General features: G+C 65.0%; 28 protein-coding genes and 1 tRNA gene. 18 read left to right on the top strand and 11 right to left on the bottom strand.

The window, feature by feature from the left end; translation table 11 throughout:
* Nucleotides 1–16 precede the first annotated feature (16 nt).
* Together O0879_RS22445 and O0879_RS22440 are read left to right on the top strand one after the other, a co-directional pair.
* Nucleotides 17–949, top strand: coding sequence for a glyoxylate/hydroxypyruvate reductase A (locus tag O0879_RS22445; RefSeq protein WP_289918866.1), 933 nt, complete (start codon nt 17–19; stop codon nt 947–949).
* 1 nt (nt 950) lies between these two features.
* Entirely contained in the window at nt 951–1,871 is a 921-nt protein-coding gene (locus O0879_RS22440) for a hydroxymethylglutaryl-CoA lyase (protein WP_289912630.1), read from the top strand.
* A 101-nt stretch (nt 1,872–1,972) separates the two neighbouring features.
* On the opposite strand, the gene O0879_RS22435 is transcribed toward O0879_RS22440, so the two are convergent.
* Nucleotides 1,973–2,049, bottom strand: a tRNA-Pro gene (locus tag O0879_RS22435).
* A gap of 112 nt (nt 2,050–2,161) precedes the next feature.
* Between O0879_RS22435 and O0879_RS22430 the strand changes: the two genes are divergently transcribed.
* Nucleotides 2,162–2,848 (top strand): hypothetical protein, encoded by a 687-nt coding sequence (locus O0879_RS22430; protein WP_289918834.1) that lies wholly within the window; start codon nt 2,162–2,164, stop codon nt 2,846–2,848.
* 40 nt (nt 2,849–2,888) lie between these two features.
* Here the strand turns inward: O0879_RS22430 and rsmI are convergent, their stop codons facing one another.
* Nucleotides 2,889–3,797: a 16S rRNA (cytidine(1402)-2'-O)-methyltransferase gene (gene rsmI, locus O0879_RS22425; RefSeq protein ID WP_289906072.1), complete on the bottom strand. Its 909-nt coding sequence runs from the start codon at nt 3,795–3,797 to the stop codon at nt 2,889–2,891.
* A 213-nt stretch (nt 3,798–4,010) separates the two neighbouring features.
* Between rsmI and O0879_RS22420 the strand changes: the two genes are divergently transcribed.
* The 7 genes from O0879_RS22420 (at nt 4,011) to O0879_RS22390 (ending at nt 8,971) form a co-directional block, all read left to right on the top strand.
* Nucleotides 4,011–5,153, top strand: coding sequence for a penicillin-binding protein activator (locus tag O0879_RS22420; RefSeq protein ID WP_289912628.1), 1,143 nt, complete (start codon nt 4,011–4,013; stop codon nt 5,151–5,153).
* Between the two features lie 9 nt (nt 5,154–5,162).
* Nucleotides 5,163–5,522 carry a YraN family protein gene (locus O0879_RS22415; protein WP_289899750.1) on the top strand — a complete coding sequence of 120 codons (360 nt, stop codon included), beginning with the start codon at nt 5,163–5,165 and terminating at the stop codon, nt 5,520–5,522.
* A 57-nt stretch (nt 5,523–5,579) separates the two neighbouring features.
* Entirely contained in the window at nt 5,580–6,176 is a 597-nt protein-coding gene (locus O0879_RS22410; protein WP_071325998.1) for a phosphoheptose isomerase, read from the top strand.
* Nucleotides 6,169–6,855: a BON domain-containing protein gene (locus tag O0879_RS22405; protein WP_215410182.1), complete on the top strand. Its 687-nt coding sequence runs from the start codon at nt 6,169–6,171 to the stop codon at nt 6,853–6,855. The genes O0879_RS22410 and O0879_RS22405 overlap by 8 nt, the downstream gene beginning before the upstream one ends.
* A gap of 93 nt (nt 6,856–6,948) precedes the next feature.
* Complete coding sequence (locus O0879_RS22400) at nt 6,949–7,470, top strand: TlpA disulfide reductase family protein (RefSeq protein ID WP_251349675.1); 522 nt, start codon at nt 6,949–6,951, stop codon at nt 7,468–7,470.
* Nucleotides 7,471–7,688: 218 nt separating this feature from the next.
* Nucleotides 7,689–8,279 carry a sigma-70 family RNA polymerase sigma factor gene (locus O0879_RS22395; protein WP_077398290.1) on the top strand — a complete coding sequence of 197 codons (591 nt, stop codon included), beginning with the start codon at nt 7,689–7,691 and terminating at the stop codon, nt 8,277–8,279.
* The gene (locus O0879_RS22390; RefSeq protein ID WP_251349674.1) at nt 8,276–8,971 is read left to right on the top strand and encodes an anti-sigma factor; all 696 of its coding nucleotides are present in this window, start codon (nt 8,276–8,278) and stop codon (nt 8,969–8,971) included. The genes O0879_RS22395 and O0879_RS22390 overlap by 4 nt, the downstream gene beginning before the upstream one ends.
* 2 nt (nt 8,972–8,973) lie before the next feature.
* Here O0879_RS22390 and O0879_RS22385 read toward each other — a convergent pair whose 3' ends face one another.
* Complete coding sequence (locus O0879_RS22385) at nt 8,974–9,396, bottom strand: PaaI family thioesterase (RefSeq protein ID WP_289906070.1); 423 nt, start codon at nt 9,394–9,396, stop codon at nt 8,974–8,976.
* A gap of 90 nt (nt 9,397–9,486) precedes the next feature.
* Nucleotides 9,487–10,644: a PepSY-associated TM helix domain-containing protein gene (locus tag O0879_RS22380; RefSeq protein ID WP_289918833.1), complete on the bottom strand. Its 1,158-nt coding sequence runs from the start codon at nt 10,642–10,644 to the stop codon at nt 9,487–9,489.
* 220 nt (nt 10,645–10,864) lie between these two features.
* Here O0879_RS22380 and O0879_RS22375 point away from each other — a divergent pair, with 220 nt between their 5' ends.
* The 4 genes from O0879_RS22375 to O0879_RS22360 all read left to right on the top strand — a co-directional run bounded on the left by O0879_RS22375 (nt 10,865) and on the right by O0879_RS22360 (nt 14,897).
* A complete protein-coding gene (locus tag O0879_RS22375; RefSeq protein WP_289918831.1) occupies nt 10,865–11,410 on the top strand; it encodes a YbhB/YbcL family Raf kinase inhibitor-like protein in 546 nt (181 codons plus the stop codon).
* Nucleotides 11,400–12,221 (top strand): helix-turn-helix transcriptional regulator, encoded by an 822-nt coding sequence (locus O0879_RS22370; RefSeq protein ID WP_289918828.1) that lies wholly within the window; start codon nt 11,400–11,402, stop codon nt 12,219–12,221. Before O0879_RS22375 ends, O0879_RS22370 begins: the two co-directional genes overlap by 11 nt.
* Before the next feature lie 67 nt (nt 12,222–12,288).
* Complete coding sequence (locus tag O0879_RS22365; protein WP_289918826.1) at nt 12,289–12,633, top strand: hypothetical protein; 345 nt, start codon at nt 12,289–12,291, stop codon at nt 12,631–12,633.
* A gap of 92 nt (nt 12,634–12,725) precedes the next feature.
* Nucleotides 12,726–14,897 (top strand): TonB-dependent receptor, encoded by a 2,172-nt coding sequence (locus O0879_RS22360; protein WP_289918825.1) that lies wholly within the window; start codon nt 12,726–12,728, stop codon nt 14,895–14,897.
* 68 nt (nt 14,898–14,965) lie between these two features.
* On the opposite strand, the gene O0879_RS22355 is transcribed toward O0879_RS22360, so the two are convergent.
* From O0879_RS22355 to O0879_RS22340, 4 genes are all read right to left on the bottom strand, one after another.
* Nucleotides 14,966–15,628 carry a uracil-DNA glycosylase gene (locus O0879_RS22355; protein WP_289918823.1) on the bottom strand — a complete coding sequence of 221 codons (663 nt, stop codon included), beginning with the start codon at nt 15,626–15,628 and terminating at the stop codon, nt 14,966–14,968.
* A 142-nt stretch (nt 15,629–15,770) separates the two neighbouring features.
* A complete protein-coding gene (gene lipA, locus O0879_RS22350) occupies nt 15,771–16,781 on the bottom strand; it encodes a lipoyl synthase (RefSeq protein ID WP_077398299.1) in 1,011 nt (336 codons plus the stop codon).
* Nucleotides 16,782–16,818: 37 nt separating this feature from the next.
* Entirely contained in the window at nt 16,819–17,523 is a 705-nt protein-coding gene (gene lipB / locus O0879_RS22345) for a lipoyl(octanoyl) transferase LipB (RefSeq protein ID WP_099666016.1), read from the bottom strand.
* Between the two features lie 75 nt (nt 17,524–17,598).
* Complete coding sequence (locus O0879_RS22340; protein WP_289918820.1) at nt 17,599–19,071, bottom strand: PLP-dependent aminotransferase family protein; 1,473 nt, start codon at nt 19,069–19,071, stop codon at nt 17,599–17,601.
* Nucleotides 19,072–19,196: 125 nt separating this feature from the next.
* On the opposite strand from O0879_RS22340, the gene O0879_RS22335 reads away from it, so the two are divergent.
* The gene (locus O0879_RS22335; RefSeq protein ID WP_289918818.1) at nt 19,197–20,396 is read left to right on the top strand and encodes a multidrug effflux MFS transporter; all 1,200 of its coding nucleotides are present in this window, start codon (nt 19,197–19,199) and stop codon (nt 20,394–20,396) included.
* On the opposite strand, the gene O0879_RS22330 is transcribed toward O0879_RS22335, so the two are convergent.
* On the bottom strand, nt 20,389–20,685 hold the full coding sequence (locus O0879_RS22330; protein WP_070257888.1) for a DUF493 family protein: 297 nt from the start codon (nt 20,683–20,685) through the stop codon (nt 20,389–20,391). The genes O0879_RS22335 and O0879_RS22330 overlap by 8 nt on opposite strands.
* Here O0879_RS22330 and O0879_RS22325 point away from each other — a divergent pair.
* Complete coding sequence (locus O0879_RS22325) at nt 20,684–20,953, top strand: hypothetical protein (protein WP_289906061.1); 270 nt, start codon at nt 20,684–20,686, stop codon at nt 20,951–20,953. The genes O0879_RS22330 and O0879_RS22325 overlap by 2 nt on opposite strands.
* A gap of 82 nt (nt 20,954–21,035) precedes the next feature.
* Here the strand turns inward: O0879_RS22325 and O0879_RS22320 are convergent, their stop codons facing one another.
* Both O0879_RS22320 and O0879_RS22315 read right to left on the bottom strand, forming a co-directional pair.
* The gene (locus O0879_RS22320; RefSeq protein ID WP_289918817.1) at nt 21,036–22,859 is read right to left on the bottom strand and encodes a DUF6600 domain-containing protein; all 1,824 of its coding nucleotides are present in this window, start codon (nt 22,857–22,859) and stop codon (nt 21,036–21,038) included.
* 112 nt (nt 22,860–22,971) lie between these two features.
* Nucleotides 22,972–23,613, bottom strand: coding sequence for a LysE family transporter (locus O0879_RS22315; RefSeq protein ID WP_289918816.1), 642 nt, complete (start codon nt 23,611–23,613; stop codon nt 22,972–22,974).
* A gap of 191 nt (nt 23,614–23,804) precedes the next feature.
* Between O0879_RS22315 and O0879_RS22310 the strand changes: the two genes are divergently transcribed.
* The gene (locus O0879_RS22310) at nt 23,805–24,752 is read left to right on the top strand and encodes a DUF808 domain-containing protein (protein WP_289918814.1); all 948 of its coding nucleotides are present in this window, start codon (nt 23,805–23,807) and stop codon (nt 24,750–24,752) included.
* 84 nt (nt 24,753–24,836) lie between these two features.
* Nucleotides 24,837–25,268, top strand: a complete 432-nt coding sequence (gene yiaA, locus O0879_RS22305; protein WP_289918812.1) for an inner membrane protein YiaA — start codon at nt 24,837–24,839, stop codon at nt 25,266–25,268.
* The last annotated feature ends 20 nt before the right edge of the window (nt 25,269–25,288 follow it).

Here is a 25,288-nt window from a genome sequence, read left to right as displayed (position 1 = left end):
GCTCTTGGAAACCTCGATGCGCATCCTGTTACAGCGCGCGGACGGCAAGGAAGCGGCGTGGATCAGCGACTTCCGTGACTTGCTGCCCGAAGCCGAGATTGTCTTCTGGCGCGAGGGCGAGTCGTTCGCGCCCTGCGACTATGCCGTCGTGTGGCAGCCGCCCGCCGCCATGCTGCCCGTATTGAGCGAAGTCAAAGCCATCTTCAACACGGGCGCGGGCGTCGACGCGCTACTGAAATTCGGCGAGGCGCTGCCGGCCCACGTGCCGCTGGTGCGCCTCGATGACGCAGGCATGGGCGTGCAGATGGCCGAATATGTGAGCCACGCCGTGCTGCGCCACTTCCGCCGTTTCGACGACTACGAGGCGCAGGGCCGCGCCGGCATCTGGCAACCGCTGCCCGCATTCGACAAGGGGGATTTCCCCGTCGGCGTGCTTGGCATGGGCGTGCTGGGCACCCGCGTGCTGCAAGCGCTGGCGCAGTTCGAATTTCCCCTGCGCGGCTGGAGCCGCAGCCAGAAACACGTCGACGGCGTGCAGTGCTTTGCGGGCGAAGAGGAGCTGGAAGCCTTTTTACGCGGCACGCGCGTGCTGGTCTGCATGCTACCTCTCACGCCGGACACGCACAACCTGCTCGACCGCGCACGCCTGTCGATGCTGCTGCCGGGCGCCTACATCATCAACGTGGCGCGCGGCGCGCATCTCGCCGAACCGGATTTGCTGACCCTGATCCGCTCCGGGCACATCACCGGAGCGACCTTGGACGTGTTCCGCAACGAACCGCTGCCGCAGCAGCACCCGTTCTGGCAAGAACCACGCATCACCATCACGCCGCATATTTCGGCCGCCACCCTGCGCCGCGAAAGCGTGGCGCAAATCGCCGCCAAGATGCGCCGCCTGCACGCTGGCGACTCTGTCGCCGGCATCGTCAACCGTTTGCAAGGATATTGAGATGAACCCTACTACCAGTCTGCCCAAGCAGGTCAAGATCGTCGAAGTGGGTCCGCGCGACGGCCTGCAAAACGAGAAGGAAACCATCAGCGCCGCCGTCAAGATCGAACTGGTCGACCGCCTGACGTTGGCCGGCTTCGCCAATATCGAGGCGGCGTCGTTCGTGTCGCCAAAATGGGTGCCGCAGATGGCCACCAGCGCGGAAGTCATGCAGAAAATCGCGCGCCGCCCCGGCACCATTTATTCGGCGCTGACGCCGAACATGCAGGGTTTCGATGCCGCGCTGGCGGCGAAGGCCGATGAAGTGGTGATCTTCGGCTCCGCCTCCGAGGCGTTCTCGCAAAAGAACATCAACTGCTCCATCGCCGAATCGATCGCCCGCTTCGAAGGCGTGGCGAAAGCGGCCAAGGAACACGGCCTGCGCCTGCGCGGCAGCATCAGCTGCGCCTTCGGCTGCCCCTACCAGGGCGACGTGCCGCTCGACGCCGTGGCCGACGTGGTGAAACGCATGCGCGACCTGGGCTGCGACGAAATCGACATCGCCGACACCATCGGCGTGGCCACGCCGCGCAAGACGCAGGCGGTAATGGAGCGCGCGATCCAGGCTTTCCACGTGGGAGGCCTGTCCGGCCACTTCCACGACACCTACGGCCAAGCGCTGGCGAATATCTACGCCAGCCTGGAAACGGGCATCGCGATCTATCACTCGTCCGTCTCCGGCCTGGGCGGCTGCCCGTACGCCAAGGGCGCCACCGGCAACGTGGCCACCGAAGACGTGCTGTACCTGATGCAGGGGCTGGGCATCGCCACCGGCATCGACCTGGACCTGGTCGTCGATGCGGGCCAGTTCATTGCGCAGCAGCTGGGGCGCAAAGGATCGAGCCGCGCCGGCAACGCCATCGCGGCGAAACGCCTGGGGTAATTGAAAAGGGGCTGCGGCCCCTGCTGCCGGCCTCGCGCCACAGGCGCTACAGACGAAAAAAAACCCAAGAGCCTAAACTCTTGGGTTTTTTTCTACAAATTTGGTCGGAGTACAAGGATTCGAACCTTGGACCCCCTGGTCCCAAACCAGGTGCGCTACCGGGCTGCGCCACACTCCGAAGACCAAGATAATACAGGCCGTATCGACTTCGGTCAAGGGTCAGGTGAAACTCTGTGTAAATTATTTACGCGCGGCACTGGAACCCATGTATTTTTCAAAACGATTGAAGTATGCGACACTGGCTTGGCAAGTTTTCCCGATCAGACATGAAGGTGACGACGGCAATGGAGTTCAGGATAGAAAGAAGCGACGGTGGCCGGCCCCTGCCGAACCGCCGCGGCATCGTGCTGGGCATCGCCGTGTCCCTGCTGCTGCATGGCGCCTTGATCACTCTGTGGCGCCATGTGCAGCCGGCCGCGCGGATGGACACGGCCCCGCGCGTGGAATCGATCGCCGTGTGGATACGTCCGCTGGCCGCCAAGCCGCCTCCGCCGCCCGTCGACGTGGTCAAGCCGAAACGCGAACCCAAGCCCATCAGCAAGCCGAAGGTCGCCACGGTCCGGGAAACGCCGGCGGCGACCACGGCGCCAGCGGCCAGCCCGCAAGCCATCACGGTCGTGCCGGCCACGCCGGCGGCCAGTGCCGATACCTTCAGGCAAGAAACCCCGGAAACACCGAAATTCGACATGGACGCGGCCAGGCGGACGGCGCGCAAGATGGCAGGCGAACGCGATCCGTCCAAGGTGGGCACGGCCGTGGGGCAAATCCCCGACAAGCCACTGCAAACGGAAACCCAGTTGGCGCGCGACATCGCACAAGGCAAGCGCGGCGATTGCCGCACCGCCTATTCCGGTGCGGGCTTGCTGGCGCCCGTGCTGATGCTGCTCGACAAGAAGGATAGCGGCTGCAAGTGGTGATTATTTAGCAACATCCCATCATGGGTATGCTGCCATCAGATTATTCCTGCCCCTTCAACTGCAGCGCCCGCTCATACAGGGCGTTTTTCTTGCGGCCCGTGATCTGCGCCGTCAAATTCGCCGCCTGCTTGACGCTGCATTCGGCCAATAAGATATTCAGGATGCGTTCCGCTTCCACGTCTTCCGCATCCTGCGCTTCCGTGGCGCCTTCCAGCAGGACGACAAATTCTCCCTTTTCGCGGTGCGCGTCGGCGCGTATCCACGCCTCCGCCTCGGACAGGGGGCAGCGGTGGATTTCCTCGAACAGTTTCGTCAGTTCGCGCGCGAACACCACCTGGCGCGTCGGCTCGAACGCCGCCGCCAGGGCCGTGGCGCAATCGAGGATGCGGTGCGGCGCTTCATAGAACACCATGGTGGCCGTCACGCCGCGCAGGCTGTGCAGCATGTTTTCACGCTGCTTGGCCTTGGCTGGCAAGAAGCCGACAAAGTAAAACTGGTCATTCAGCAAGCCGCTGGCGGAAATGGCCGTGATCGCCGCCGATGGGCCCGGCAGGGGCAGCACGCGCAAGCCGGCCGCGCGCACGGCGTCGACGATGCGCGCGCCCGGGTCGGACACGGCGGGCGTGCCGGCGTCGGAGACGAGGGCGATGCGCTCGCCGGCATGCAGGCGGGCAATCAAAGTTTGCGCCACTTCGCGTTCGTTATGTTGATGCGCCGCAATCAACGGCTTGTTCAAGCCAAAGCGCGTCAGCAGGTGCGCCGTATTGCGCGTATCTTCACAGGCGACGGCATCGGCAAGACTCAGCAAGTGCAGCGCGCGCAGGCTGATATCGGTCACATTGCCGATCGGCGTGGCCACTATATACAATGTTGCGATAGGATAGACCTGGTGCGCCGCCTCTGTCATGATGGGCAGGCTGGCGATGGAACTGATTTCTTGTACGGTCATTTTGGAGGTTAAATGCTTGCTAATAGTGTGAAGTTACTGCTTGTTTGTGCCGCGACCGGCATGCTGAGCGCTTGCAGCACGCCTTGCGACGCGCCCGGGCAATTGTGCGCGCCTATTGAATCTAACACAAGGGCGCTGCCGCCACCGAAGCCGCTGCCACCGCCCCTGCCGCCGAAGCCGCAAGCGCCCGAACCCGTCACTTTCGCCGTGGCCGTGCCCGATATTACCGCGTACGACGGCAACGGCGCGCCGCTGGCGCCCATCAAGAACAAACCGGCCACCGGCACGCCGCTCGACATGCCGGCCGCCACGGCGCCGGCACCATCCGACGGCAATGTCCACCACATCGGCCTGCTGCTGCCGCTGCGCTCGGCTTCCCTGGGACCGGCCGCCGAATTGCTGCGCGCCGGCTTCATGGCCGCGTACGAACGCGACCGCAGCGGCTTTGAAGTGACGGTGATCGATACGGGCGATGGCAGCAGCGACGTCCTGAACAAGTTTGCGCAAGCGCAGGAAGAACAGGACATCGTCGTGGGGCCTTTGTCGCGTTCGGCCGTCACGGCCGTGGCGAACAGCGACCTGGTGCGTAAACCGACGATCGCCCTGAACCACCCGGACAACCGCGGCGACGCGCGCCTGCCGGCCAAGCTGCTGGTGATGGGCTTGTCGATCGAGGCGGAAGCGCGCCAGGTCGCCGCCTGGGCCGCCAGCGAACAGCCGGGCGCCAGCGCGCTGGTCCTGTCGGCCGGTTCGCCCTCGCAGCGCCGCATCAGCGCCGCCTTCAAGCAGGAATGGCTGCGCCAGGGCGGCAAGATCGAGACCATGGACTTGACGGCCACGAATGGCTACCTGAGCGATGCCGAGCTGGTGCAGCTGCGCGCGCGCCTGGCCGCTACGCCGCCGGGCTTGCTGTTTGCCGCGCTCGACGCCGACCAGGCGCGCCAGCTGCGCGTGGCCATCGGCAGCGATCTGCCCCTGTATGGCACCTCGTCCTTGAATCCCGGCGCCGGACGCGGCGCCAGCGGCCCGGAACTCGACGGCGCGCGTCTGCTGGACTTGCCATGGCAAGTGCAGCGCGACCATCCGCAAGTGATGGTGTATCCACAACCCGAGCAGCCCGCCGAACGCCGGCTGACGGCCGACATGGAACGCCTGTACGCGCTGGGCATCGATGCCTTCCGCGTGGCGCGCGAAGTGGCGCTGCGGCCGAACGCGCCATTTATCCTCGATGGCGTGACGGGCCGCCTGGCCGTGCGCTTTGACGGTGATCAAAGCGTGTTCGAACGCACGGAACAGGCCGCCACCTACCAGCAGGGCGTGCTGGGTACCTGGCCGCCGGCCCCGGCAGCGCAATAAGGACACGCCATGCCGCCCTTCGCTTTCTGGAACAAACGGGAACGGGGACGGCAAGGAGAAGACGATGCGCTCGCGTATCTGCTGCTGCAAGGCTTGGTGCTGCTGCAACGCAACTATCTGTGCAAGGGCGGGGAACTCGACCTGATCATGCGCGACGGCGCCGCCATCGTTTTCGTCGAAGTGCGGCTGCGCAGCAGTACGGCCTACGGCGGCGCCCTGGCCAGCATCACGCCGGCCAAGCAGCGGCGCATGGTGCTGGCCGCGCAAACCTGGCTGCTGGGGCAAAAAACGCTGCCGCCATGCCGCTTCGACGCGCTGGCCATCGATGGCGGGCGCATCAGCTGGCTGAAGAACATCCTCGATATGTAAGCATTTTTAACAGTGCTTGTCCGCCATGCCGCGCGCCTGCACTATAATCGGCAGACTATGAATAATCAACGCATCCTCTCGCACTTCCACGAAAGTGCCGAACTCAAGATCCAGGCCGCCACCGTACTGGCGCAACCGATTGCGCAGGCGATCGACCTGATGTTTTATGCATTGTCCAACGGCAACAAGATCCTCGCCTGCGGCAACGGCGGTTCCGCCGCCGACTGCCAGCATTTCGCGGCCGAGCTGGTCGGACGCTTCGAACGCGAGCGCTTTCCGCTGCCGGCCCTGGCGCTGACGACGGATACGTCCATCCTGACGGCCGTGGCGAACGATTACAGCTACCGCGACATTTTCTCGAAGCAGGTGCAGGCGTTCGGCCAGGCCGGCGACATCCTGCTGGCCATCTCCACGTCGGGCAATTCGGCCAACGTGATGGCGGCCGTGGAAGCGGCGCTCGAGCGCGAAATGCGCGTCGTGGCGCTGACGGGCAAGGACGGCGGCGCCATCGGCAAGATGCTGACGGACGCCGACGTGCATATCTGCGTGCCGGCCGAGCGCACGGCGCGCATCCAGGAAGTCCATCTGACCACCATACATTGCATCTGCGACGGCATCGATGTCGCCCTATTCGGAGGAGACGTGAATGACTAAATTCGGTACTGGCCCAGGCTGGAAACGCGTACAACGCCCGCTGGCCACCGCACTGCTGTGCGGCGCCATGCTTACCTCGCTCACCGGCTGCATCGAATTGATGGTCGGCGGCGCGGTGATGGGCGGCGTGGCCGCAGCGGACCGCCGCACCCTGGGCGCGCAGACCGAAGACAAGTCGATCGCCCTCAAAGGCGAGTCGCGCATCCCCTCCATCGTCGGCGACGTGGGCCACGTGAACGTCACCAGCTTCAACCGCCGCGTCCTGCTGACGGGCGAAGTGCGCGACGAGGCGATGAAAAATGCCGTCGAGCGCGAAGTGCGCAATATCGAGGGCGTGGAATCGGTGGCGAATGAATTGATCATCGCCGGCCCGGCCAGCTATACCTCGCGCTCGAACGACGCGCTGATCACGACCAAGGTCAAGGCCAGCCTGGTCGACATGAAAACCATCTCGGCGGCCTCGTTCAAGGTCGTCACCGAGAACGCCACCGTCTTCCTGATGGGCAGAGTCACCCAGCGCGAAGGCACGGTGGCGGCCGACGTGGCGCGCGGCGTGGGCGGCGTGCAGAAAGTGGTCAAGCTATTCGACTACATCTCGGAAGCGGAACTGAAGCAATTGCAGCCGGACCCGCCGCAGCAGCGCACGACGAACACCGTCAGCGATACGGTCCAGCAGTAAGCGCCTCCGCCATCCGACCTAGGGCGCGCCAACGATGCGGCGGCTATAATAGTCGCATCGTGGCCGCATCGCCCCGCTTTTCAAGTGAAAACCATGTCAACTTCGCCATCCGCAAGCAAGTCCTGGATCAAGCCAGCCCTGATCGCCGTCGTCGTGGCGGGCGTGGCGGCAGCCGGCTATCTGTCGCTGAATGACAAGCAAAGCGCGCCGGACGTGACCTTCCACGGCATCCATGGCGAGAAAATCACGTCAAACAGCCTGCGCGGCAAGGTGGTGATGGTCAATTTCTGGGCCACCTCGTGTACGACTTGCGTGGCGGAAATGCCGGAAATGGTCGACACCTACAACAAGTACAAGGGGCAGGGACTGGAATTCGTGGCCGTGGCCATGAAATACGATCCGGCCAACTACGTGCTGAACTTCGCCGAAACGCGCCAGCTGCCGTTCAAGGTAGCGCTCGACGTGACGGGCGAGGCGGCCAAGGCCTACGGCGACGTGGCCCTCACGCCCACCACCTTCGTCCTGGACAAACAGGGCAAGATCCTCAAGCGCTACGTGGGCAAGCCGGAATTCGCTGAACTGCACAAGCTGCTCGAATCCGCCATCGCCGGCTAAACGTCTCACATAAGCTACTGCGCGTCGCGATTTGCAGCCTGCGATGCTCACTGTGCTCAAGCACAGTTCCGCTTCTCTGCCGCAACTCACTTCCGCTCGCTATGCTTCTGTGAGGCGTTGAAGACGAGGGGAACACCGCACAAAACCCTGTTGCCAGGTGTTGCCAATCTGTTATAACCTTCCCTTGCGTGATCCCACTCACCTTGTGAAGGCCAGCCGTGTCCCCAGCCGCCCAATCGCTCGACCCGCAGCAACTGAAAACCTGGCTGCTCGCCGCCGGCAACAAGGACGCCACCGCGTTCCGCCAGCTATATAACTCCACCTCATCGAAACTGTTTGGCTTCGCGCTGCGTATATTGCATAAGCAAGAGCTCGCTGAAGAAGCCTTGCAAGAGGGGTTCGTCGCCATCTGGAACAACGCCGCCGCTTACCAGAGCCATCTGGCGGCGCCGATGACCTGGATGGCCACCATCGTGCGCAACAAGGCGTTCGATGTGCTGCGGCGCAGCGACGATACCGTGGAAATCGATGCCGAACAGTTTGATAGCGAAGTCATGAATGCACTCCGAGACCCCCAGGCCACGCCGATCGAGTCACTGCAGCTGAGCGGTGACGCCAAGGCGCTGGCGTTTTGCATGTCCGCCCTGGAAGGGCTGCACCGGCAGGTGGTCGCCCTGGCGTTCTATCACGACCTGTCGCATAGCGAAGTGGCGCAGCAGATGTCGCTGCCGATCGGCACCGTGAAGACCTGGATACGGCGCAGCCTGGAACGGCTGCGCACGTGCCTGGCGAAACGGGAGGCATCATGAATATCCGCGGCAATGACGTGCTGCGCCAGAAACTGGCGTCCGAATACGTGCTGGGCACCCTGAAAGGGGGCGCGCGGCGGCGTTTCGAAGGCTGGCTGCACAACGACGCCGATTTGCGCAATATCACGGCCGAATGGCGCCAGCGCCTGGAACCGATGGCCGAATTCGCCACGCCCGTGGCGCCGCCCAAGCGCGTCTGGCAACAGATCGAGCAGCGCCTGCACCTGCGTCCGCAGGGCGGCAAGTCCTGGCTGCGCGATTCGCTGGCGTTCTGGCGTGGCCTGGGCATGGCGTCGAGCGCCATCGCCGCGCTGCTGGTGATCGTCGTGGCCACGCGCGTGATGGATGCGCCGCAGATCAGCTATGTGGCCAGCCTGACGGACGAGAAAGCGCAAACGGCCCTGCTGCTGACGGCCGACAGCCGCCACGGCGCGCTCGAGGTGCGCATGGTGGGCAACGCGCCCGTGCCGAGTGATAAGGATCTGGAACTGTGGGCCGTGCCGAAGAGCGGCAACCCACGTTCGCTCGGCTTGCTGGCAGACAAGGGCAACGTGAAACTGGCCCTGTCGCAGCGCGCCCTCGGCAGCGACGTGGCCTTGCTGGCCGTCACCCTGGAGCCGAAAGGCGGTTCGCCGGATCCGAACGGACCGACGGGACCAATCTTGTACAAGGGTAACTGGGTAAAAATATAGTCTTACTTGGGATACAGAATCATCTGCGTGCAGCGGAACAGGGCAATCGTCTTGCCCGTTTCCTTGCTTTTCACCACGGCATCCCACACTTGCGTGTTGCGGCCCTTGTGCTCGACTTTCGCCGTGCAGGTGAGCGTGCCTTCGCGGGCCGTGCCCAGGTGGTTCGATTTCAACTCGATGGTCGTAAAATTGCTCGCGCCTTCGGGCAAGTTGACGATGCAGCCATAACCGGATGCCGTATCGGCCAGGGTCACCACGCTACCCGCATGCAGGTAGCCGTTCGGCGCCAGCAAGTGCGGCAGCACGGGCAATTCCGCCGTCAGCTGGCCGTCGCCCACTGCCGTGATGACGATGCCCAGGTGGCCGGGCAAGCGGCCGATGCCGCGTTCATTCAACATTGCTACGGTGATGTCGGGATTGCTCATGCGGGTCCTTGTGCGGGTGAATCCGGACAGCGGATCTGCCGGAAAATACTATGATGATAGCAACTTTCCCCGCATCGGTTTGGCAACCGCCTATTTCCGGCCACGCCGCCGTTTCCACCACACCAAACTGCCCGTCAACAGGAACAGCAGCGGCATCAAACCGAAGACGGTAATGAAGGTGCGCCCGGCCACGCCGAACGCCTGGCCCGAATGCAGGGGGAATTGCCAGCCGAGGAAAACATCGCCGGCCGGCGCCCGCAAGGGATCGCGTATGCGCAGGGGCAAGCCGCTGCGCGCGTCCAGGGTGATGCGCGTGGCGCCGTCGCCGTGGGCGATTTCGCCGGGCTGGCGCACGCGCACGTCATATGGCTGGTCCTTTTTCGCCGGCAGCACGATGCGCGACACGCGCGCCTGCGGATACAGCAGCTGCGCGGCGGCCATGGCCTGGCCCGCATCGAGCACGGCGCCGTCCTGCGCCACATTCTTCAATTTTGCCGTATCCGGCACCGTCGACACCAGCTCCACCAGCGGCACGATCAATTGCGGCAAATTGAAATAGATGCCGGAAAAAGCGAGCACAGCCAGCACGGGCGCGGCAAAGAAGCCCGCCGCCTTGTGAAACGTGTAATGAAAACGGGGCCAGGAACCGCCATGCGACACCGTCAGCGCGCGCTTGATCGCCGTCCACTGCAGGCGCGGCCACCACAGATAGATGCCGGTGAGCGCCATCAGCAGCAGCATCACGCCGGAAATACCCGTAATGGTCTTGCCCACTTCGCCGGACAATACATAGCGGTGCAAATGAAACATGCCCGACATCAACAGCGGGCGCGTGAGGCCGAAACGGCCCCAGTCGCGCTCGCCTTTGACTTGCAGGGTGTAGGGGTCGACCATCACCTGGCGCACGATGGCCTGGCTGAAGGGCGACGGCTTGCCGACCTGGCGGTACGACGCCACGTACACGTCGCGTGCATCGGCGGGCGGATTGAGCTGCGAAGGCTGGCCGTAGGCGGGGTCGGCAGTCAGCTGGTCCACCACCGCTTGCAGCGTGCGCGGCGTCACCTGGAACACCTGGCCGGGCGCGGGCGTGCTCGCCTGCAACAAATTAGGGTTCAGATACGCATCGAGTTCCGGCATCCAGGCGATGGCGGACCCCGTCAAGCCCAGCAGGACGAACAGGGCGCCGAACCACAGGCCCGCATACAGGTGCAGCTTGGCTAACAGCCATGGAATCGGGCGCTTGGACATGAAGGGGGACTCTGGGAATTTTGGGCTGCGAAACGATAGCATGAAAGCCCTGCAGTGAAAATCACGTGCGGCAAGAAAGGGAAGAACCATACAACACGCTCATCAGAACGCGCGAATTGGAGGAAACCGAGCGTTTCGGCACCATCAGCGAGCGCATCGGCATCGCGGAGGAATGTTGCAAGGCATACACTTTCCCCTATACTTCATCGAAAGGAAAACCATGACCACTGCCCGCCTCTTCGCCGCCACCTTGGGCCTCGCTCTGCACCTGGGCGCCCACGCGGCCGATTTCACGGTATCGAGCACCGACATCGCCCCTGGCCAGACCCTGGCACCTGCGCAAGTGTTCCAGGGCTTCGGCTGCACGGGCGGCAACCTGGCGCCGCAGCTGTCGTGGCACGGCGCGCCGGCCGGCACCAAAAGCTACGCCGTCACCCTGTACGACCCGGACGCGCCGACGGGCAGCGGCTGGTGGCACTGGAGCGTATTCAATCTGCCCGCCGGCACCACTTCCTTGCCGGGCGGCGCCACGGCCGACACCCTGCCAGCGGGCGCCATGCAAGGACGCAACGATTTCGGCGACAGCGCCTACGGCGGCGCCTGCCCACCGCCCGGCGACAAGGCGCACCGCTATCAGATCACGGTCTGGGCCTTGGGCGTGGACAAGCTGCCCCTGGATCAACAGGCCAGCGGCGCCATGCTCGGCTACATGCTCAACGCCAACGCGCTGGGCAAGGCACAGCTGACGGGACTGTATGGAAGATAAGATGGAAGCGGTGGCCCTGAGCGAACTGCGCATCGCCCACGGCACCATCGAGGCGCGCCGCGCGCAAACCCTGCGCCGCGTACCCGTCTTCCAGAGCGCCCTGTGCCGCGTGCGGCAGGGAGTAAAACTGCTGGAATGGGGCGCTCGCCAGGCGCGCGCCGGGACGCACGACGTGGTGCTGATGCCGGCGGGCCAGGAACTGGGCGTGGCCAACCTGCCCGGCGCGCAAGGCTACCGGGCCGAAGTGCTGAGTTTTTCGCCAGCCCTGATCGCCCGTTTCCGCGCGCGCCATGGCAGCCTCGTCGATGGCCAGCTGCGCCAGGCGGCCACGGCCAGCTTGTGCGTGCCGCTCGATGACCACGCGGCGCTGGCCTGGGACCAGCTGATGGCCAGCCTGGCTGCCGGTAGCCCGCCCGCGCTGCTGGCGCACCAGGCCGAAGGCTTGCTGCTGGCTCTGGCCCTGGGCGGCCACTGCGGCCCCTTGCTGCTGGACCGCCGCGACCCGCTGGCCGCGCGCGTGCAGCAAGTGCTGCTGCTGGACCCGGCCGCCGACTGGAGCGTGGCCAAGGTCGCCAGCCAGCTGCACCTGGGCGCGTCCACGCTGCGCCGCCAGCTGGCCCTGGAACAACGTCACTTCCGCGCCATCCTGGAAGACGTGCGCCTGGGCCTGGCCTTGCAAGAATTGCAATCTGGCATCTTGCCCATTGGCGACATCGCCGCCGCCTGCGGCTACGCCTCGCCCTCGCGCTTCGCGGCCCGTTTTCGCCAGCATTACGGCCTGTCGCCGCGCGACTTGCGCGCCACCCTGTAAAGTTCATCCAGCGCAAATCACGCAACAAGCGCTGACAAGGCGGCGACTTTCTTGCTACTATGCGCCCATGTCTTCCCGCCAGCCCACCCGCAAGCTTGCTCATCACGGTGCCGCCGCCCTCGCGCGCACGCCGTGGCGGCTGTGCGTGGCGCTGTTCAGTGCGCTGGCCCTCGTGTTCCTGCTGTCGACGGCCGCGTCGCACCTGCACAAGACGACCCTCGACGCGGAAGAGTGCGCGCTGTGCGCCACCGTCATCGACAAGGTGGCCGATATCGCCGTGCCGCCGGCCATCACCGAGCCGCCCGCCCAGTTATTGCCGTACCGCTTGCTGGCCATCGCGCCCGCCACCCTGGCGCCCGCCGCCGCCCTCATCTTGCCGCCCGTGCGCGGCCCGCCTGCCGCCTCGTTGTAGTTCCCACGTTGTTTTTATCCTTTTTTCAGGCTGCACCGCCGCGCCCTCATGCGTGCCGGGCCGCCTGGCGTAGACTATTTTCGAGGTTCACCATGCAACACACACCACGCCTGAGCGCGCTGTCGCTCGCCCTTGCCAGCCTGTTCAGCTTTTCCGCCCATGCCGCCGAGCCCGCGGATGCCAGTCCGGCCACTTCCGGCGCCGATGCTGCGCCGCAAGAGATGCAAAAAGTGGAAGTCACGTCCGCCCATTTGAAAAGCGCGCGCATCGAACTGTCGCCGAAAGTCGGCACCACCATCTACAGCATCGACAGCCACATGGTCGACATGCTGGGCCAGGGCGACAACACGCCGTTCAATGAAGTGCTGCTGCGCCTGCCGGGCGTATCGCAGGATTCGAAGGGTTCCGGCGCCCTGCACGTGCGCGACGACCATGCCAACGTGCAATACCGCATCAATGGCGTGCAATTGCCGGAAAGCATCAGCGGCTTTGGCCAGTCGATCGACACGCGCCTGATCGACAAGACGGATTTCATGACGGGCGCCTTGCCGGCCCAGTTCGGCCTGCGCACGGCGGGCATCGTCGACATCGAAACGAAGGAGGGCGGTTTGACGCCGGGCGGGCGCATCGGCATCATGGTCGGCAGCCACGACCACGTGGAGCCGAGTGCGGAATTTTTCGGCAGCGTGGGCAAGTTCAATTACTACCTGTCCGGCAGCTACCTGGGCAATTCCCTGGGCGTGGAAAACCCGCAGGACACGCGCAGCGCCCTGCACGACAAGACGCGCCAGAACAAATCGTTCGGCAGCCTGTCGTATTTCCTTGATGACAACACGCGCCTGGGCGCCATGTTCGGCACGTATAACGGCCGCTTCCAGATCCCCAACAATCCGGACCAGGCGCCGGGCTTCTCGCTGGCCGGTCACAGCGATGCGCAGGCGGGCACATCCACCTTGCCGTCGTCGCAACTGAATGAAAACCAGCGCGAAGTGAACCGCTTCCTCGTGCTGTCGCTGCAAAAGAGCCTGGGCGACCTCAATTACCAGGTGTCCGCCTTCCACCAGTATTCGGAGCTGCACTTCACGCCGGATGCCATCGGCGACCTGATCTACAACGGCGTGGCGTCGGATTCGCGCCGCGCGAACAGCGCCTCGGGTGCCCAGTTCGATATCAGCTACAAGTTGCACCAGGACCATACCGTGCGCGCCGGCCTGGCCTACACGCGCCAGAAGACGACGAGCGACAACACGGTGGCCGTCTTCCCGGCGCTGGACGGCGCGCAAAGCGCCACCACGCCGGTTTCCATCGTCGACAACAGCGGCAAGACGGGCACCCTGGCCAGTTTCTACCTGCAGGATGAATGGCATATCAGCAAACCCCTGACCCTGAACTATGGCGCCCGCTTCGACAAGGTCTCAGCCTACACCAACGAGCAGCAATGGAGCCCGCGCGTGAACCTGGCGTACCAGCTGGCGCCGGGCACGGCCCTGCATGCGGGCTATTCGCGCTACTTCACGCCGCCGCCGCAGGAACTGGCCGCGCAAGGCAGCATCGACCTGTACGCGAACACGACGAATGCGCCGGAAATCGGCCAGTCGGACAACGTCAAGGCCGAGCGCACGCATTATTACGACGTGGGCATCAGCCACCAGGTGAATGCGAAGCTGACCGTGACGGCCGATGTGTACTACAAAAAGATCAGCAACCTGCTCGACGAAGGCCAGTTCGGCCAGGCATTGATCTTGACGCCGTTCAACTATGCGGATGGCTACGCCAAGGGCCTGGAATTATCGGCCATCTACAGCGAGAAAAACTGGGGCCTGTTCCTCAACGCCAGCACGCAAAAGGCGCAGGGCCGCAACATCAATTCGGGCCAGGCCCTGTTTGGCGCCGATGAGTTGAACTACATCAGCCGCCACTATGTCTATCTCGATCATGACCAGAAATACACGCTGTCCGGTGGCGGCCATTATCACTTCGGTGATTCGCAAGTGAGCGCTGACTTCCTCTACGGCAGCGGCCTGCGCATGACACCGGATGGCGGCGCGCCGAATTCCGGCCATTTGCCGAGTTACTTCACCGTCAACACGGCGCTCACGCACACGTGGAAAAATACGCCGGTCGGCAAGGTGGAAGGACGTTTGGCCCTGATCAACCTGTTCGACAAGTCCTACCTGCTGCGCGACGGTTCCGGCGTGGGCGTGGGAGCGCCGCAGTACGGCGCCCGCCGCAGCATCTATGCGGGTTTATCGACGAGTTTCTAAGAGTTACGCGCGAAGACAGCGGCAGGGAGCAACGCCTGCCGCTGTCGGTTGCCGTACCGTGTCATGCCTTATCCCCAGGCGATGGCCGCCTGGCCATGCGCCTGCAAATACGCATTCGCCAGGCTGAACGGCTTGCTGCCAAAGAAACCTTTATTCGCCGACAAGGGAGATGGATGGGGCGCCGTCAGCACCAGGTGCTTGCCGGGGTCGATCAGGGACCGCTTGGCTTGCGCGTAGCCACCCCACAGGATGAAGACAAGATTGCTGCGCTCGGCGGACAGGTGGCGGATGGCGCTGTCCGTCAGCTTTTCCCAGCCCTTGCCCGCATGCGTACCGGCCGCCCCCGCGCGCACCGTCAGCACGCTGTTGAGCAAAAATACCCCTTGCTGCGCCCAGTCGGACAAATCCGTGCGCGTGCGCACGACGCCTGCGTCGCTCTGTAATTCCTTGAAGATATTCTGTAGGCTGGGCTGCGGCGGCGTGCCTTCGGGGATGGAAAAGCACAGTCCCATGGCCGCGCCCGGCGTGTGATACGGGTCTTGCCCCAGGATCACGACTTTCACCTGCTCGAACGGCGTCAGGTCGAAGGCCCGGAAGATATATTTGCCGGGTGGACAGCACGGCCCCACCGCATATTCCGCCTTCACGAAGGCGGCCAGGCGTTCCCAGTAAGGTTCGGCGAAATCCGCCTCCAGCCGCGCCTTCCACGATGCGTCGATGCGTACGTCCATGCCTCACCTCATAGCCTATTCATCAACCATGCATTTTCAGCACGATAGTATAGAACGCCCGGCCGGATGAGACGCATACGATTCGAACAGGCAAAAAAAAGCCGCCAGCGCGAGCGGGCGGCTTTGATACAGCGCAAGGTGCTTAGAAATTCAGCGCCGATTCCACGCCGGCGCTGTGCGCCTGTTCATCCGCATGGTACGAGCTGCGCACCATGGCGCCCACGGCGGCGTGGGTGAAGCCCATCTTGTACGCTTCTTCCTCGAACATTTTGAACACGTCCGGGTGCACGTAGCGGCGCACGGGCAAGTGGCTGTTCGATGGCGCCAGGTATTGGCCGATGGTCAGCATGTCGATGTCGTGCTCGCGCATGTCGCGCATGACTTGCAGGATTTCCTCGTCCGTCTCGCCCAGGCCCACCATGATGCCGGACTTGGTCTTCACGTCCGGGTACATGGCCTTGAAGTCTTTCAGCAGTTTCAGCGAGTGCATGTAGTCGGAGCCGGGACGGGCTTCCTTGTACAGGCGCGGCGCCGTTTCCAGGTTGTGGTTCATGACGTCAGGCAAGCCATCCTTGAACAGGTTCAGGGCTTTTTCCAGGCGGCCGCGGAAGTCGGGCACCAGCACTTCGATGCGGGTGTTCGGCGACAGGGCGCGCGTTTGCTGGATGCACTCGACGAAATGGCCGGCGCCGCCGTCGCGCAAGTCATCGCGGTCGACGGAGGTGATGACGACGTAGTTCAGGCGCAGCTTGGCGATGGTTTTCGACAGGTTGGCCGGCTCTTCCTTGTCCAGCGGGTCCGGGCGGCCATGGCCGACGTCGCAGAACGGGCAGCGGCGCGTGCACTTGTCGCCCATGATCATGAAGGTGGCCGTGCCCTTGCCGAAGCATTCGCCGATGTTCGGGCAGCTGGCTTCCTCGCACACCGTCACGAGTTTGTTTTCGCGCAGGATATCCTTGATTTCATAGAAGCGGGTCGATGCCGAAGCGGCCTTGACGCGGATCCAGTCCGGCTTTTTCAGGCGCTCGACTTGCTCGATCGGAATGATCTTGATCGGGATGCGCGAAGTCTTGCTGGCGCCTTTTTGCTTTTCGCTCGGGTTGTAGGCGGCGGGAGCGGCGGGGGCGGTGCTGGAAATGGTCTCAGAAGTCATGGCTGCAAGCCCTTGAGGGGCATGTTGGTTTGTTTGCTCAGGCATCCGCTGCCTGAGGCGCGCCTGCGGCGCTGTTTACTTCGCTTACATCGAGTAATACGGTCAATTCGTGGGCCAGGGCCCGCTGCACGTCGGCCAGCGGCGCCAACACGCCCATGCTGCGCATGTCCACCGTCTTCAGGCCGGAATAGCCGCAAGGGTTAATCCAGGAAAACGGCGCCAGGTCCATCGCCACGTTGAGCGACACGCCATGGTAGGTGCAGCCGTTGCCGCGCACTTTCAAGCCCAGCGCGGCGATCTTCGCACCCTTGTCTGGCCCGCCGGCAATATAGATGCCAGGCGCGCCATCGATGCGCTCGCCAGCGAGATTATACGCCGCCAGCACGTTGATGATGGCTTGCTCGATTTTATGCACGAACTGGCGCGCATACAGCTTGCCGCCCGGCTTGTTGCGGCGCAAGTCCATCAGCAGGTAAATCACCACCTGGCCAGGGCCGTGGAACGTCACTTCGCCGCCACGGTCCGTCTGCACCACGGGCACATTCTCCGCGCCGGCCAGCAGGTGGCCGCGGTCGGCCGCCAGGCCCAGGGTGAATACGGGCGGATGCTCGACGACCCACAGTTCGTCGCGCGTGTCCGTCGTGCGCGCGTCGGTAAAGGCGCGCATGGCGGCAAAGGTCGGCTCGTAATCGACGCGGCCCAGCTCGCGGATCAGCGCCGTTTCGGTTCGGGTGGTGGTCATGACGGATTCTGTAATCAGCTGCCGGCGCCCTGCGGACGCTGCGGCGAAGCCGTGATTATAAGCCAGGCCGCCGTTTCATTCCGGGGCAGACTCCGGCAACAGCAGCAATCTGCCCAATTTTTGTGCAGCATGGCGTATCTGGGGCCCATTCAAGGCCGTGTAGCCGAGCAGCACGGCTGGCGCCAATTGTGCGCTGTGACAAAAATCACCGAGCGGCTGCAGCGCCAGCCCCTCGTGCGCCGCGCGCGCGCAAAACGCCCGCTCGTCGCTGCCCGGCGGCAACCACAGCACGCAATGAAAACCCGCTTGCTGGCCGGAAATAGCGTAGCGCCCGGGGGCAATCTGCTCGAGGCAGGCCAACAGCAGGTCGCGCCGCTCCTTGTAGGCCAGCCGCGCCTGGCGCAAATGGCGCACGAAAGCGCCATCCTCCATCCAGGCGGACAGCGCCAGCTGCTCCGTCACGCCCACGGACCTGCCCGTCAACTGCAGGGTGCGCAGCAACTGCGGCCGCAAGGCGGGCGGCAGCACCATGAAGCCCACGCGCAGGCCGGCAAACAGGGTCTTGTTAAAACTGCCACAGTAAATCACGCGCTGGTACTGGTCCAGCGCCTTCAAGGCTGCCAGCGGCGCGCTCTGGTAATTGAATTCGCTGTCGTAATCGTCTTCCAGCACCCACGCGCCGTGGTCGTTCGCCCATTCCAGCAAGGCCAGGCGGCGCGTGACGGACATGGTCACGCCCAGCGGCGACTGGTGCGCCGGCGTCACGTAGGCGAGGCGGGCATCCGCGTGCGCGGCCAGGGCGGCGCCATCGATGCCCTCGGCGTCGACGGCAATGTCCACCGGCACGGCGCCCGCGAGGGCGAACAGGGCGCGCGCGGCCGGATAGCCCGGTTCTTCCAGGCACACCTTGTCGCCCTCGCGCACGATGCTGCGCGCCAGCAAGTCGATCGCGTGGCGGATGCCCGTGGTGACGACGATGTCTTGCGGGTCGCAGCGCACGCCGCGGTACTTGGCGAGGAAATCGGCGATCTGCTGGCGCAGTTCGGGCAAGCCGGCCGGATCGGCGCTGCACAGCTGCTCCGGCGTGGCGGCCGCCAGCGCCCGCGTGGCGCACTTGGACCAGGCGGCCATGGGGAACAGGCTGGCGTCGGCGCGCCGCGCCACGAAGGGCAAGCCGTCGCGCACGCCCGTATCCGAGGCAGGCGCGGGCGCCACGGCCAGCGGGGCGGGAACGGCGTCGCCCAGGCCCGCCATCAGGAAGCGCTCCGGCACGACGGCGCACACGCGCGTGCCGGAACCGGGCACGCGCGTCACGTACGCTTCCGCGTGCAGGCGGTCGAACACGGTTTCGATGGTGCCGCGCGACAACTCCCACCGTTCCGCCAGAGTGCGGCTGGATGGCAAACGGCTGCCCGCCGGCAACATCTTCGTCAGGATGGCCGAACGCAGCGCTTCATACGCGCCATCCTGCTTGTTGACGCCCGCCTTGTCGAGCCAGCTGGTGGGGCGAGGCAAGTCCAGGGCGTGCGGTGATTTTCCTCGCGGCATAATAATCGTCCAAGTGGTCCAATGAATTTTCTGATGACTGGCACTTCGCATTACACCACAAACATTCTACTCTCACCGTTCCGGTGCGCCAGCGGGGCGCACGCTTGCCTGGATCGTGTAAAACAATGCAGAAACAAATCGCTTTATGGGCCTGGGGCGGCATCGTGCTGCTGCTGGTCTGCCTGTCGCGCATCAGCATCGACATCTATCTGCCTTCGCTGCCGGCCATGGCCGATGCCCTGCATGCCAGCGATGCGCAGCTGCAACTGACCCTGAGCCTGTTCATGGCTGGCTCGGCCGCTTCGATGCTCGCGTGCGGGCCGCTGGCCGACCGCTACGGACGCCGCCCCGTGCTGCTGGCCGGCACGGGCATTTTTGTGCTCGCCAGCATCGTCTGCACCGTGACTTCCGACGTGCACGTGCTGATCGCCGCGCGCGTGCTGCAGGCGTTCGGCGGCTGCAGCGGCACCATTATCGGCCGGGTCATGGTGCGCGACCGCTTCGATCCCGCCACGCAGGCGCGCATGCTGGGCAAAATATCGATGGTGATGGGTTTGTCGCCGATCTTGGCGCCGCTGGCCGGCAGCGTGCTCGACGCGGCGTTCGGCTGGCGCGCCGTGTTTGGCGTGCTGTGCCTGCTGGGAGCGCTGTCGCTGGGGCTGATCGCCGCCTGGGTGCCGGAAACCAGGCCGACCAGCGTCGTGCCACAGGGCAATACCCTGGCGCTGTACCGCCGCCTGCTGGGCGATGCGTATTTCCTGCGCTATGCGCTGGCCATCGGTTGTGTATATTGCACGTATTTCCCCTTCATCGCGGAATCGTCCGTGCTGTTGCAAAGGGGCATGCACCTGTCGCCGCACGCGTACGCGCTGGTGTTCGCGCTGACGGTCAGCGGCTATATCGGGGGATCGAGCCTGTTTCGCGCGCTGGGACCGCGCCTGGGCGCCGATTACCTGCTGGGCGTGGCGGTGCTGATCAATGTGGCGGGCGCGGCCAGCTTGTTGCTGGCGGGGACTTTGGCGCCGCGGCACGTGGCGTCGCTGGTGGCGCCCATGCTGCTGGTGATGGTGTCGGTGGGCATGGCCATCCCCGCCTGCCAACTGGCCGTGCTGCAGCCGTACAGCGACCAGGCGGGCAGCGCCTCGGGCCTGTTTTTCTTCGTGCAGATGCTCATCACGGCCGCCTGCGGCGCCGTCATCGCCGCCATCACGGACGGCAGCGCACAACCGCTGCTGTGGGTAACGGCGGCGGCCAGCGCGGCCTTTGCCGCCGTCTGGCTGCTCACGAAGAGCCGGGCCAGCGTGGCGGCAGCCAGTCTTACATGACGATCTTGACCATCGGGTGGCCCGACAGCGCCATGTACAGGGCGTCGAGCTGCTCGCGGCTGATGGCGCGCACGGTGACGGTCAGGCCCGTGTAATTGCCCTTGCCCGATGGGCGCTCTTCCATGCGGCCTGCGTGGAAGGTCGGATCGTGGCTGATCACCAGTTCCAGCATGGTCGGCGCGAAATCGACGTGCGTCGGACCCATGATCTTGATGGGAAAGTCGCTCGGGTATTCGATCAGCGATTCGCTGGGAGGAATCGTCACTTCGGTGGGTGGGGTGGTTTGCATGGGAAATCCAATCAGTGCCGGTCAGAACAGACGGCGCGGCGCATGGCGCGCGGCGGCTGCAGAAAGGCGTATTGTAGCCAACTTTGGCGGCGCCTGCGCCCGCCGCCATGGCGCCAGGGGCGCGGAAAAAAAAAGCCAGCTTTGTAAGCTGGCGAAAACTATTTCGTTTGGACAAAATAGCCGGAAAATCGGTGCTGTCAGCCGTGAAGGCATTGCGCTGTGCTGCAATGACTCCACTGTAGACAAAACACCGCGGCTTGACCGCTGAAATGTGACGAACTGTCGGTTTGGCGGCTTGAACGTCGATAATCCATGACCGGACGGACAGACAGCCAGCGCCAGCGGCCCGGTCAACGCTCCGTTTCCTGCATCCGGCCATTACGGCCGGGGCCGCCGCGCTCATTGCCCCGGTCAATATTCCGGTCATTGCTCCGTTCGCGTGGCGGCCCGCTGCGTTCGCCCCCGCGCGCCTCCTGTGCCGGACGCGCCACAGGAGCCGGCATCGGCGGCGGCGCGGGCCGCGGCTGGGCCACGGGCGGTGGCGCAGGCATGGCAGGCGGCGGCGCCGTCTGCAGCACTTCGCGGCGGCCGCCACGCTCCCAGCGGTTGCCGTCCGGGCGCGGCACCTCGGCAGGACGCTCGATGGCGGGGCGCGGCTGCGGCCGCTCGGCGCGGGATCGCTGTTCGCCACGCCAGCCGGGGTGCGCCACCGGGTCTTGCACGGGCGGCAAGGAAGGCGCCGCCGGCATCACGGGCTGGGCCGGTATCGGCGGCTGTTGCGGCTGCGGCGGCTGCGCCGGCACGGGCGGCCGGTTCGGCTGCATGGGACGCGGCGCCAGGTGCGTCTGGCCATCGTCCGTCTGCAAGCGGCCAGGGCGGTTGCCCCAGTCGCGCCGGAAACCATCTTGCTGGCGCGGCGCATCGGCGGGACGCTGCCAGTTGCCCGCCGGCGCAGGCGGCGTGCTCAAGGGCATGCTTTGCAGCACGGGCGCCGGCATGATGGTGCGGTTGCGGCGCGGCACGTCCACCGTGCGCGCGCCGCCAAAACGCTCGCCCGGCAGCATCGTCATGCCTTCACGGCGTTCGCGCTCGCCCATCACGGAACGGCGCCCGTCGGCGACGCGGTTGAGGCGGCGTTCATACTCGGCACTGCTGCGGTAGCCAGGCACGTAGCGCTCGTGCGGCGACAGGGGAAACCAGCCCACGCCCGGCTGCTGGCCGTGGCCAGTCCCGTGATTGCCGCCGACCCAGCCCACCAGGGCCGGCGCCCAGGGCACGCGGCCGCGCTCGCGGCCCGGGGCCCAGCCCCAGCGCTGGCCCAGCAGCACCCAGCGGCCGTAATGCGAAGGCGCGTAGCCCCACGGCGCATTGTCGACCCAGGTCCAGCCCCACGGCGCGATCCACGTCCAGCGCCCGTCGCTGTACGGCGCCCAGCCGGCCGGTACCGTGCTGGGCAGCCACAGGGGGCCGTATTCCGCATCGTCCTGCCAGGCACCATAGCGGTCCAACTCTTCATAGCCGGTCGTATCGTCCGTGACATAGCGCAAGGCCGGCGCGGCGGCGGGCAAGGCTTCGGGCCAGTTGTCGAAGGCGATCCTCTGCAAGGCGCCCGTGCGCAATTCCTCGTCCGTCAATTCGGCGCGCTTGCCTGCACGCAAGGTGACGCTGCCCGTCGCGCCATCCACGTCGGCCGCGCCTTCGAGCACGCTGACGATGCTGGTGCCGGGCTGGCGCCCCGCCTCGATGCGCACCCAGCCCGGCTGGGTCAGGACCACGCGGGCCTGGGCCGTGGTCAGCTCGAAGCCGCGCAGCGCGTCGGGATTGCGCACGCGCACGCTGACCGTGCCATAGCCGAGGTGCAATTTGAAACTGTCGTCATCGAGCTCGCTCACTTCCAGCTCGGAATCGCCATCGAGGCGCACGGCGGCCGCACCCACGCGCAATTCCGCCAGCGCGCCGCGCAGGGTAGTCAAGCGGTTATCCGTGGTGACGGGCCAGTTCAGCAGGGCATGTTGCGCCTCGCCCTCGCCAGCGCGCACCAGCACCTGCCCTTCGACGGTGGAAATGCGCGCCACGCGGGCGGGCGGGTCCTGCGCCAGGGCCAGGGAGCACGCCGACGACAGCAGCACGGCGCACACGGTGTTCAAGAAGGGGGAAGACAGGGTCGGACGCATGGCAGCGCTCCAGGCAGGACGGACAGAGATGAAAGGTAGACAACACCCCGATTACAGTCCTATCGGGCGGGCATCGCAAGCGGGCTTACAAATGTTTGCATCTTGATCTGGCTCAGGACGCCGTCTGGCCGCCCCGCTTGACGAAGAACAGGGCGGCGCCGACGGCCATCAGCAAGCCGCCAAAGAAGCGGTTCTGCTTTTTCACGGCGCGCGCGTCGCGGAAGAAGCGCTGCATCGAGGACGCTAAAAAGGCATAGCTGTGCATGACGATCTGGTCGATCGTGCACATGGTGACGGCCAGGATCAGCAATTGCGGCAGCAGCGGCGCCGTCGGGCTGATGAATTGCGGCAACACCGCCACCATGAAGATGATGCCCTTCGGATTCGTCACGTTGGTCAGGAAACCCGTCAGCACGCGCCGGCGCATGGACGGCACCACGGCATCCGCATGCAGGTCGCCCGTCACGGCCACCTTGGCGCGCCACTGCGACAGGCCCAGGTAGATCAGGTACAAGGCGCCCACCGTCTTGACGATATTGAACGCCACTTCGGAGGCCAGCAGCAGGGAACCGACGCCGGCGCCCGCAATGCCCAGCACCACCAGCAGGCCCAACTGCAAGCCGAGAATCGTGGCGCTGGCCTTTTTCACCCCGTAGGACAGGCCATGCGACATCGACAGCACGGCGCCCGAGCCGGGCGAGACGGCGATGATGGAGGCGGCGATGACAAAGGTGATCCAGGTGGCAAAGGGCATGCGGTTTCCAAAAATGGTGATGAGAGGCAATTTTAACCCGGCCCGTGCGGCCTTGCCGGCCCCGCCTGAGGTAAGATCGCGGTCATGCCTTAGCCACATCGTTCCTTGCCGTACAACCAAGAATAACATCATGAAAAACAACACTTTCCTCGCTCCACAATTTCCTGCCACCACCGTGGGAGCGCGCTGAGATGGCCGGCTCCAGCCTGCTGGCCCTGCTCGACGACATCGCCAGCATCCTCGACGACGTTTCCTTGATGACCAAGGTGGCCGCCAAGAAGACGGCCGGCGTGCTCGGTGACGACCTGGCCCTGAACGCGCAGCAAGTGGCCGGCGTGCGCGCCGAGCGCGAACTGCCCGTCGTGTGGGCCGTCGCCGTCGGTTCGCTGAAGAACAAGGCCATCCTCGTGCCCGCCGCGCTGGCCATCAGCGCGTTTGCCCCATGGGCCATCACGCCGCTGCTGATGGTGGGCGGCGCCTACCTGTGCTTCGAGGGCTTCGAAAAGATCGCGCACAAGTATCTGCACCCGGATGACAGTCACAAGGCCGAACTGGCGCAGGCGCTGCGCGACCCGCAGGTCGACCTGGTGGCGCTGGAAAAGGACAAGATCAAGGGCGCCATCCGCACCGATTTCATTTTGTCGGCGGAAATCATCGTCATCGCCCTGGGCACGGTGGCCGCGGCCACCTTCGCCGAGCAGGTAGCGGTGGTGGTCGGCATCGCCCTCATCATGACGGTGGGCGTGTATGGCCTGGTGGCCGGCATCGTCAAGCTCGACGACGCCGGCTTTTACCTGGCGGCGCGCAAGGGCGCGGGCGCGCTGATGGACGGCGTGCGCGGCTTTGGCCGCATGCTCGTGTCGGCGGCGCCGAAACTGATGAAGTTTCTCTCCGTGGTGGGCACCCTGGCCATGTTCATGGTGGGCGGCGGCATCCTGACGCACGGCTGGCCGTGGGCCAGCCGCATGCTGCACCACGTCGAGGAAGCCGTCGGCGGCGTGGCCGGCATCGGCCCCGTGCTGGCGGCCGTCACGCCCAGCCTGATCAACGCGGTGGCCGGCCTCATCGCCGGCGGCCTGGTGCTGGCCGGCGTCACGGCCGTGTCGGCTTTGTTGCGCATGATCAAGCCAAGCAAATAAGCTTTCTGGTCTGATGGAGCGGCAGGCGCATCCGTGCCTGCCGCCCCGGCCATGCCGGCGGCGCCCGCTGCCCATGGAGACCCTATGCATGCTTCCCCCGCCCCACGCCCCAGCAGCGCCTTTATCGGCGCCTCCTGGGCGGCATTGCTGATCGGCATCGTCACCTATCTGTCCGGCCTGTGGAACGCCACGATGGCCCTCAACGAGAAGGGCTATTACTTCACCATTCTCATGTATGGCCTGTTCGCCGCCATCTCGCTGCAAAAATCCGTGCGCGACCGCAGCGAGGGCATCGCCGTGACGGGGATCTACTTTGGCCTGTGCTGGATTTCCGTGCTGCTGGCCTTGCTGTTATTGACCGTGGGCCTGTGGAACGCCACCCTGCAAAACAGCGAGAAAGGGTTTTATGCCATGGCGTTCTTGCTCAGCCTATTTGCTGCCGTGGCCGTGCAAAAGAATGTGCGCGACGTGGCGCGTGCCTCGGCCAGCACACCCGCCGAGCTGCCGGGAACTTAAACACCAGCGGCGCGTCTATT

The sequence above is a fragment of the Janthinobacterium sp. SUN120 genome, assembly GCF_030397735.1.
GTDB classification, from domain to species: domain Bacteria; phylum Pseudomonadota; class Gammaproteobacteria; order Burkholderiales; family Burkholderiaceae_D; genus Janthinobacterium; species Janthinobacterium kumbetense.
The sequence above is the reverse complement of the archived record's forward strand: the minus strand, read 5'-3'. Positions and strand labels throughout refer to the sequence as shown.

Excerpts from the sequence above, each read along its gene's own strand:
- O0879_RS22335 (WP_289918818.1), top strand. The coding sequence starts at position 19,197 with ATGCAGAAACAAATCGCTTTATGGGCCTGGGGCGGCATCGTGCTGCTG.
- O0879_RS22430 (WP_289918834.1), top strand. The coding sequence starts at position 2,162 with ATGCGACACTGGCTTGGCAAGTTTTCCCGATCAGACATGAAGGTGACG.
- lipB (WP_099666016.1), bottom strand. The coding sequence starts at position 17,523 with ATGACCACCACCCGAACCGAAACGGCGCTGATCCGCGAGCTGGGCCGC.
- O0879_RS22320 (WP_289918817.1), bottom strand. The coding sequence starts at position 22,859 with ATGCGTCCGACCCTGTCTTCCCCCTTCTTGAACACCGTGTGCGCCGTG.
- O0879_RS22310 (WP_289918814.1), top strand. The coding sequence starts at position 23,805 with ATGGCCGGCTCCAGCCTGCTGGCCCTGCTCGACGACATCGCCAGCATC.
- yiaA (WP_289918812.1), top strand. The coding sequence starts at position 24,837 with ATGCATGCTTCCCCCGCCCCACGCCCCAGCAGCGCCTTTATCGGCGCC.
- O0879_RS22440 (WP_289912630.1), top strand. The coding sequence starts at position 951 with ATGAACCCTACTACCAGTCTGCCCAAGCAGGTCAAGATCGTCGAAGTG.
- O0879_RS22445 (WP_289918866.1), top strand. The coding sequence starts at position 17 with ATGCGCATCCTGTTACAGCGCGCGGACGGCAAGGAAGCGGCGTGGATC.
- O0879_RS22360 (WP_289918825.1), top strand. The coding sequence starts at position 12,726 with ATGCAACACACACCACGCCTGAGCGCGCTGTCGCTCGCCCTTGCCAGC.
- O0879_RS22415 (WP_289899750.1), top strand. The coding sequence starts at position 5,163 with ATGCCGCCCTTCGCTTTCTGGAACAAACGGGAACGGGGACGGCAAGGA.
- lipA (WP_077398299.1), bottom strand. The coding sequence starts at position 16,781 with ATGACTTCTGAGACCATTTCCAGCACCGCCCCCGCCGCTCCCGCCGCC.
- O0879_RS22315 (WP_289918816.1), bottom strand. The coding sequence starts at position 23,613 with ATGCCCTTTGCCACCTGGATCACCTTTGTCATCGCCGCCTCCATCATC.
- O0879_RS22325 (WP_289906061.1), top strand. The coding sequence starts at position 20,684 with ATGGGAAATCCAATCAGTGCCGGTCAGAACAGACGGCGCGGCGCATGG.
- O0879_RS22410 (WP_071325998.1), top strand. The coding sequence starts at position 5,580 with ATGAATAATCAACGCATCCTCTCGCACTTCCACGAAAGTGCCGAACTC.
- O0879_RS22405 (WP_215410182.1), top strand. The coding sequence starts at position 6,169 with ATGACTAAATTCGGTACTGGCCCAGGCTGGAAACGCGTACAACGCCCG.
- O0879_RS22400 (WP_251349675.1), top strand. The coding sequence starts at position 6,949 with ATGTCAACTTCGCCATCCGCAAGCAAGTCCTGGATCAAGCCAGCCCTG.
- O0879_RS22330 (WP_070257888.1), bottom strand. The coding sequence starts at position 20,685 with ATGCAAACCACCCCACCCACCGAAGTGACGATTCCTCCCAGCGAATCG.
- O0879_RS22380 (WP_289918833.1), bottom strand. The coding sequence starts at position 10,644 with ATGTCCAAGCGCCCGATTCCATGGCTGTTAGCCAAGCTGCACCTGTAT.
- rsmI (WP_289906072.1), bottom strand. The coding sequence starts at position 3,797 with ATGACCGTACAAGAAATCAGTTCCATCGCCAGCCTGCCCATCATGACA.
- O0879_RS22385 (WP_289906070.1), bottom strand. The coding sequence starts at position 9,396 with ATGAGCAATCCCGACATCACCGTAGCAATGTTGAATGAACGCGGCATC.
- O0879_RS22365 (WP_289918826.1), top strand. The coding sequence starts at position 12,289 with ATGTCTTCCCGCCAGCCCACCCGCAAGCTTGCTCATCACGGTGCCGCC.
- O0879_RS22355 (WP_289918823.1), bottom strand. The coding sequence starts at position 15,628 with ATGGACGTACGCATCGACGCATCGTGGAAGGCGCGGCTGGAGGCGGAT.
- O0879_RS22370 (WP_289918828.1), top strand. The coding sequence starts at position 11,400 with ATGGAAGATAAGATGGAAGCGGTGGCCCTGAGCGAACTGCGCATCGCC.
- O0879_RS22340 (WP_289918820.1), bottom strand. The coding sequence starts at position 19,071 with ATGCCGCGAGGAAAATCACCGCACGCCCTGGACTTGCCTCGCCCCACC.
- O0879_RS22390 (WP_251349674.1), top strand. The coding sequence starts at position 8,276 with ATGAATATCCGCGGCAATGACGTGCTGCGCCAGAAACTGGCGTCCGAA.
- O0879_RS22375 (WP_289918831.1), top strand. The coding sequence starts at position 10,865 with ATGACCACTGCCCGCCTCTTCGCCGCCACCTTGGGCCTCGCTCTGCAC.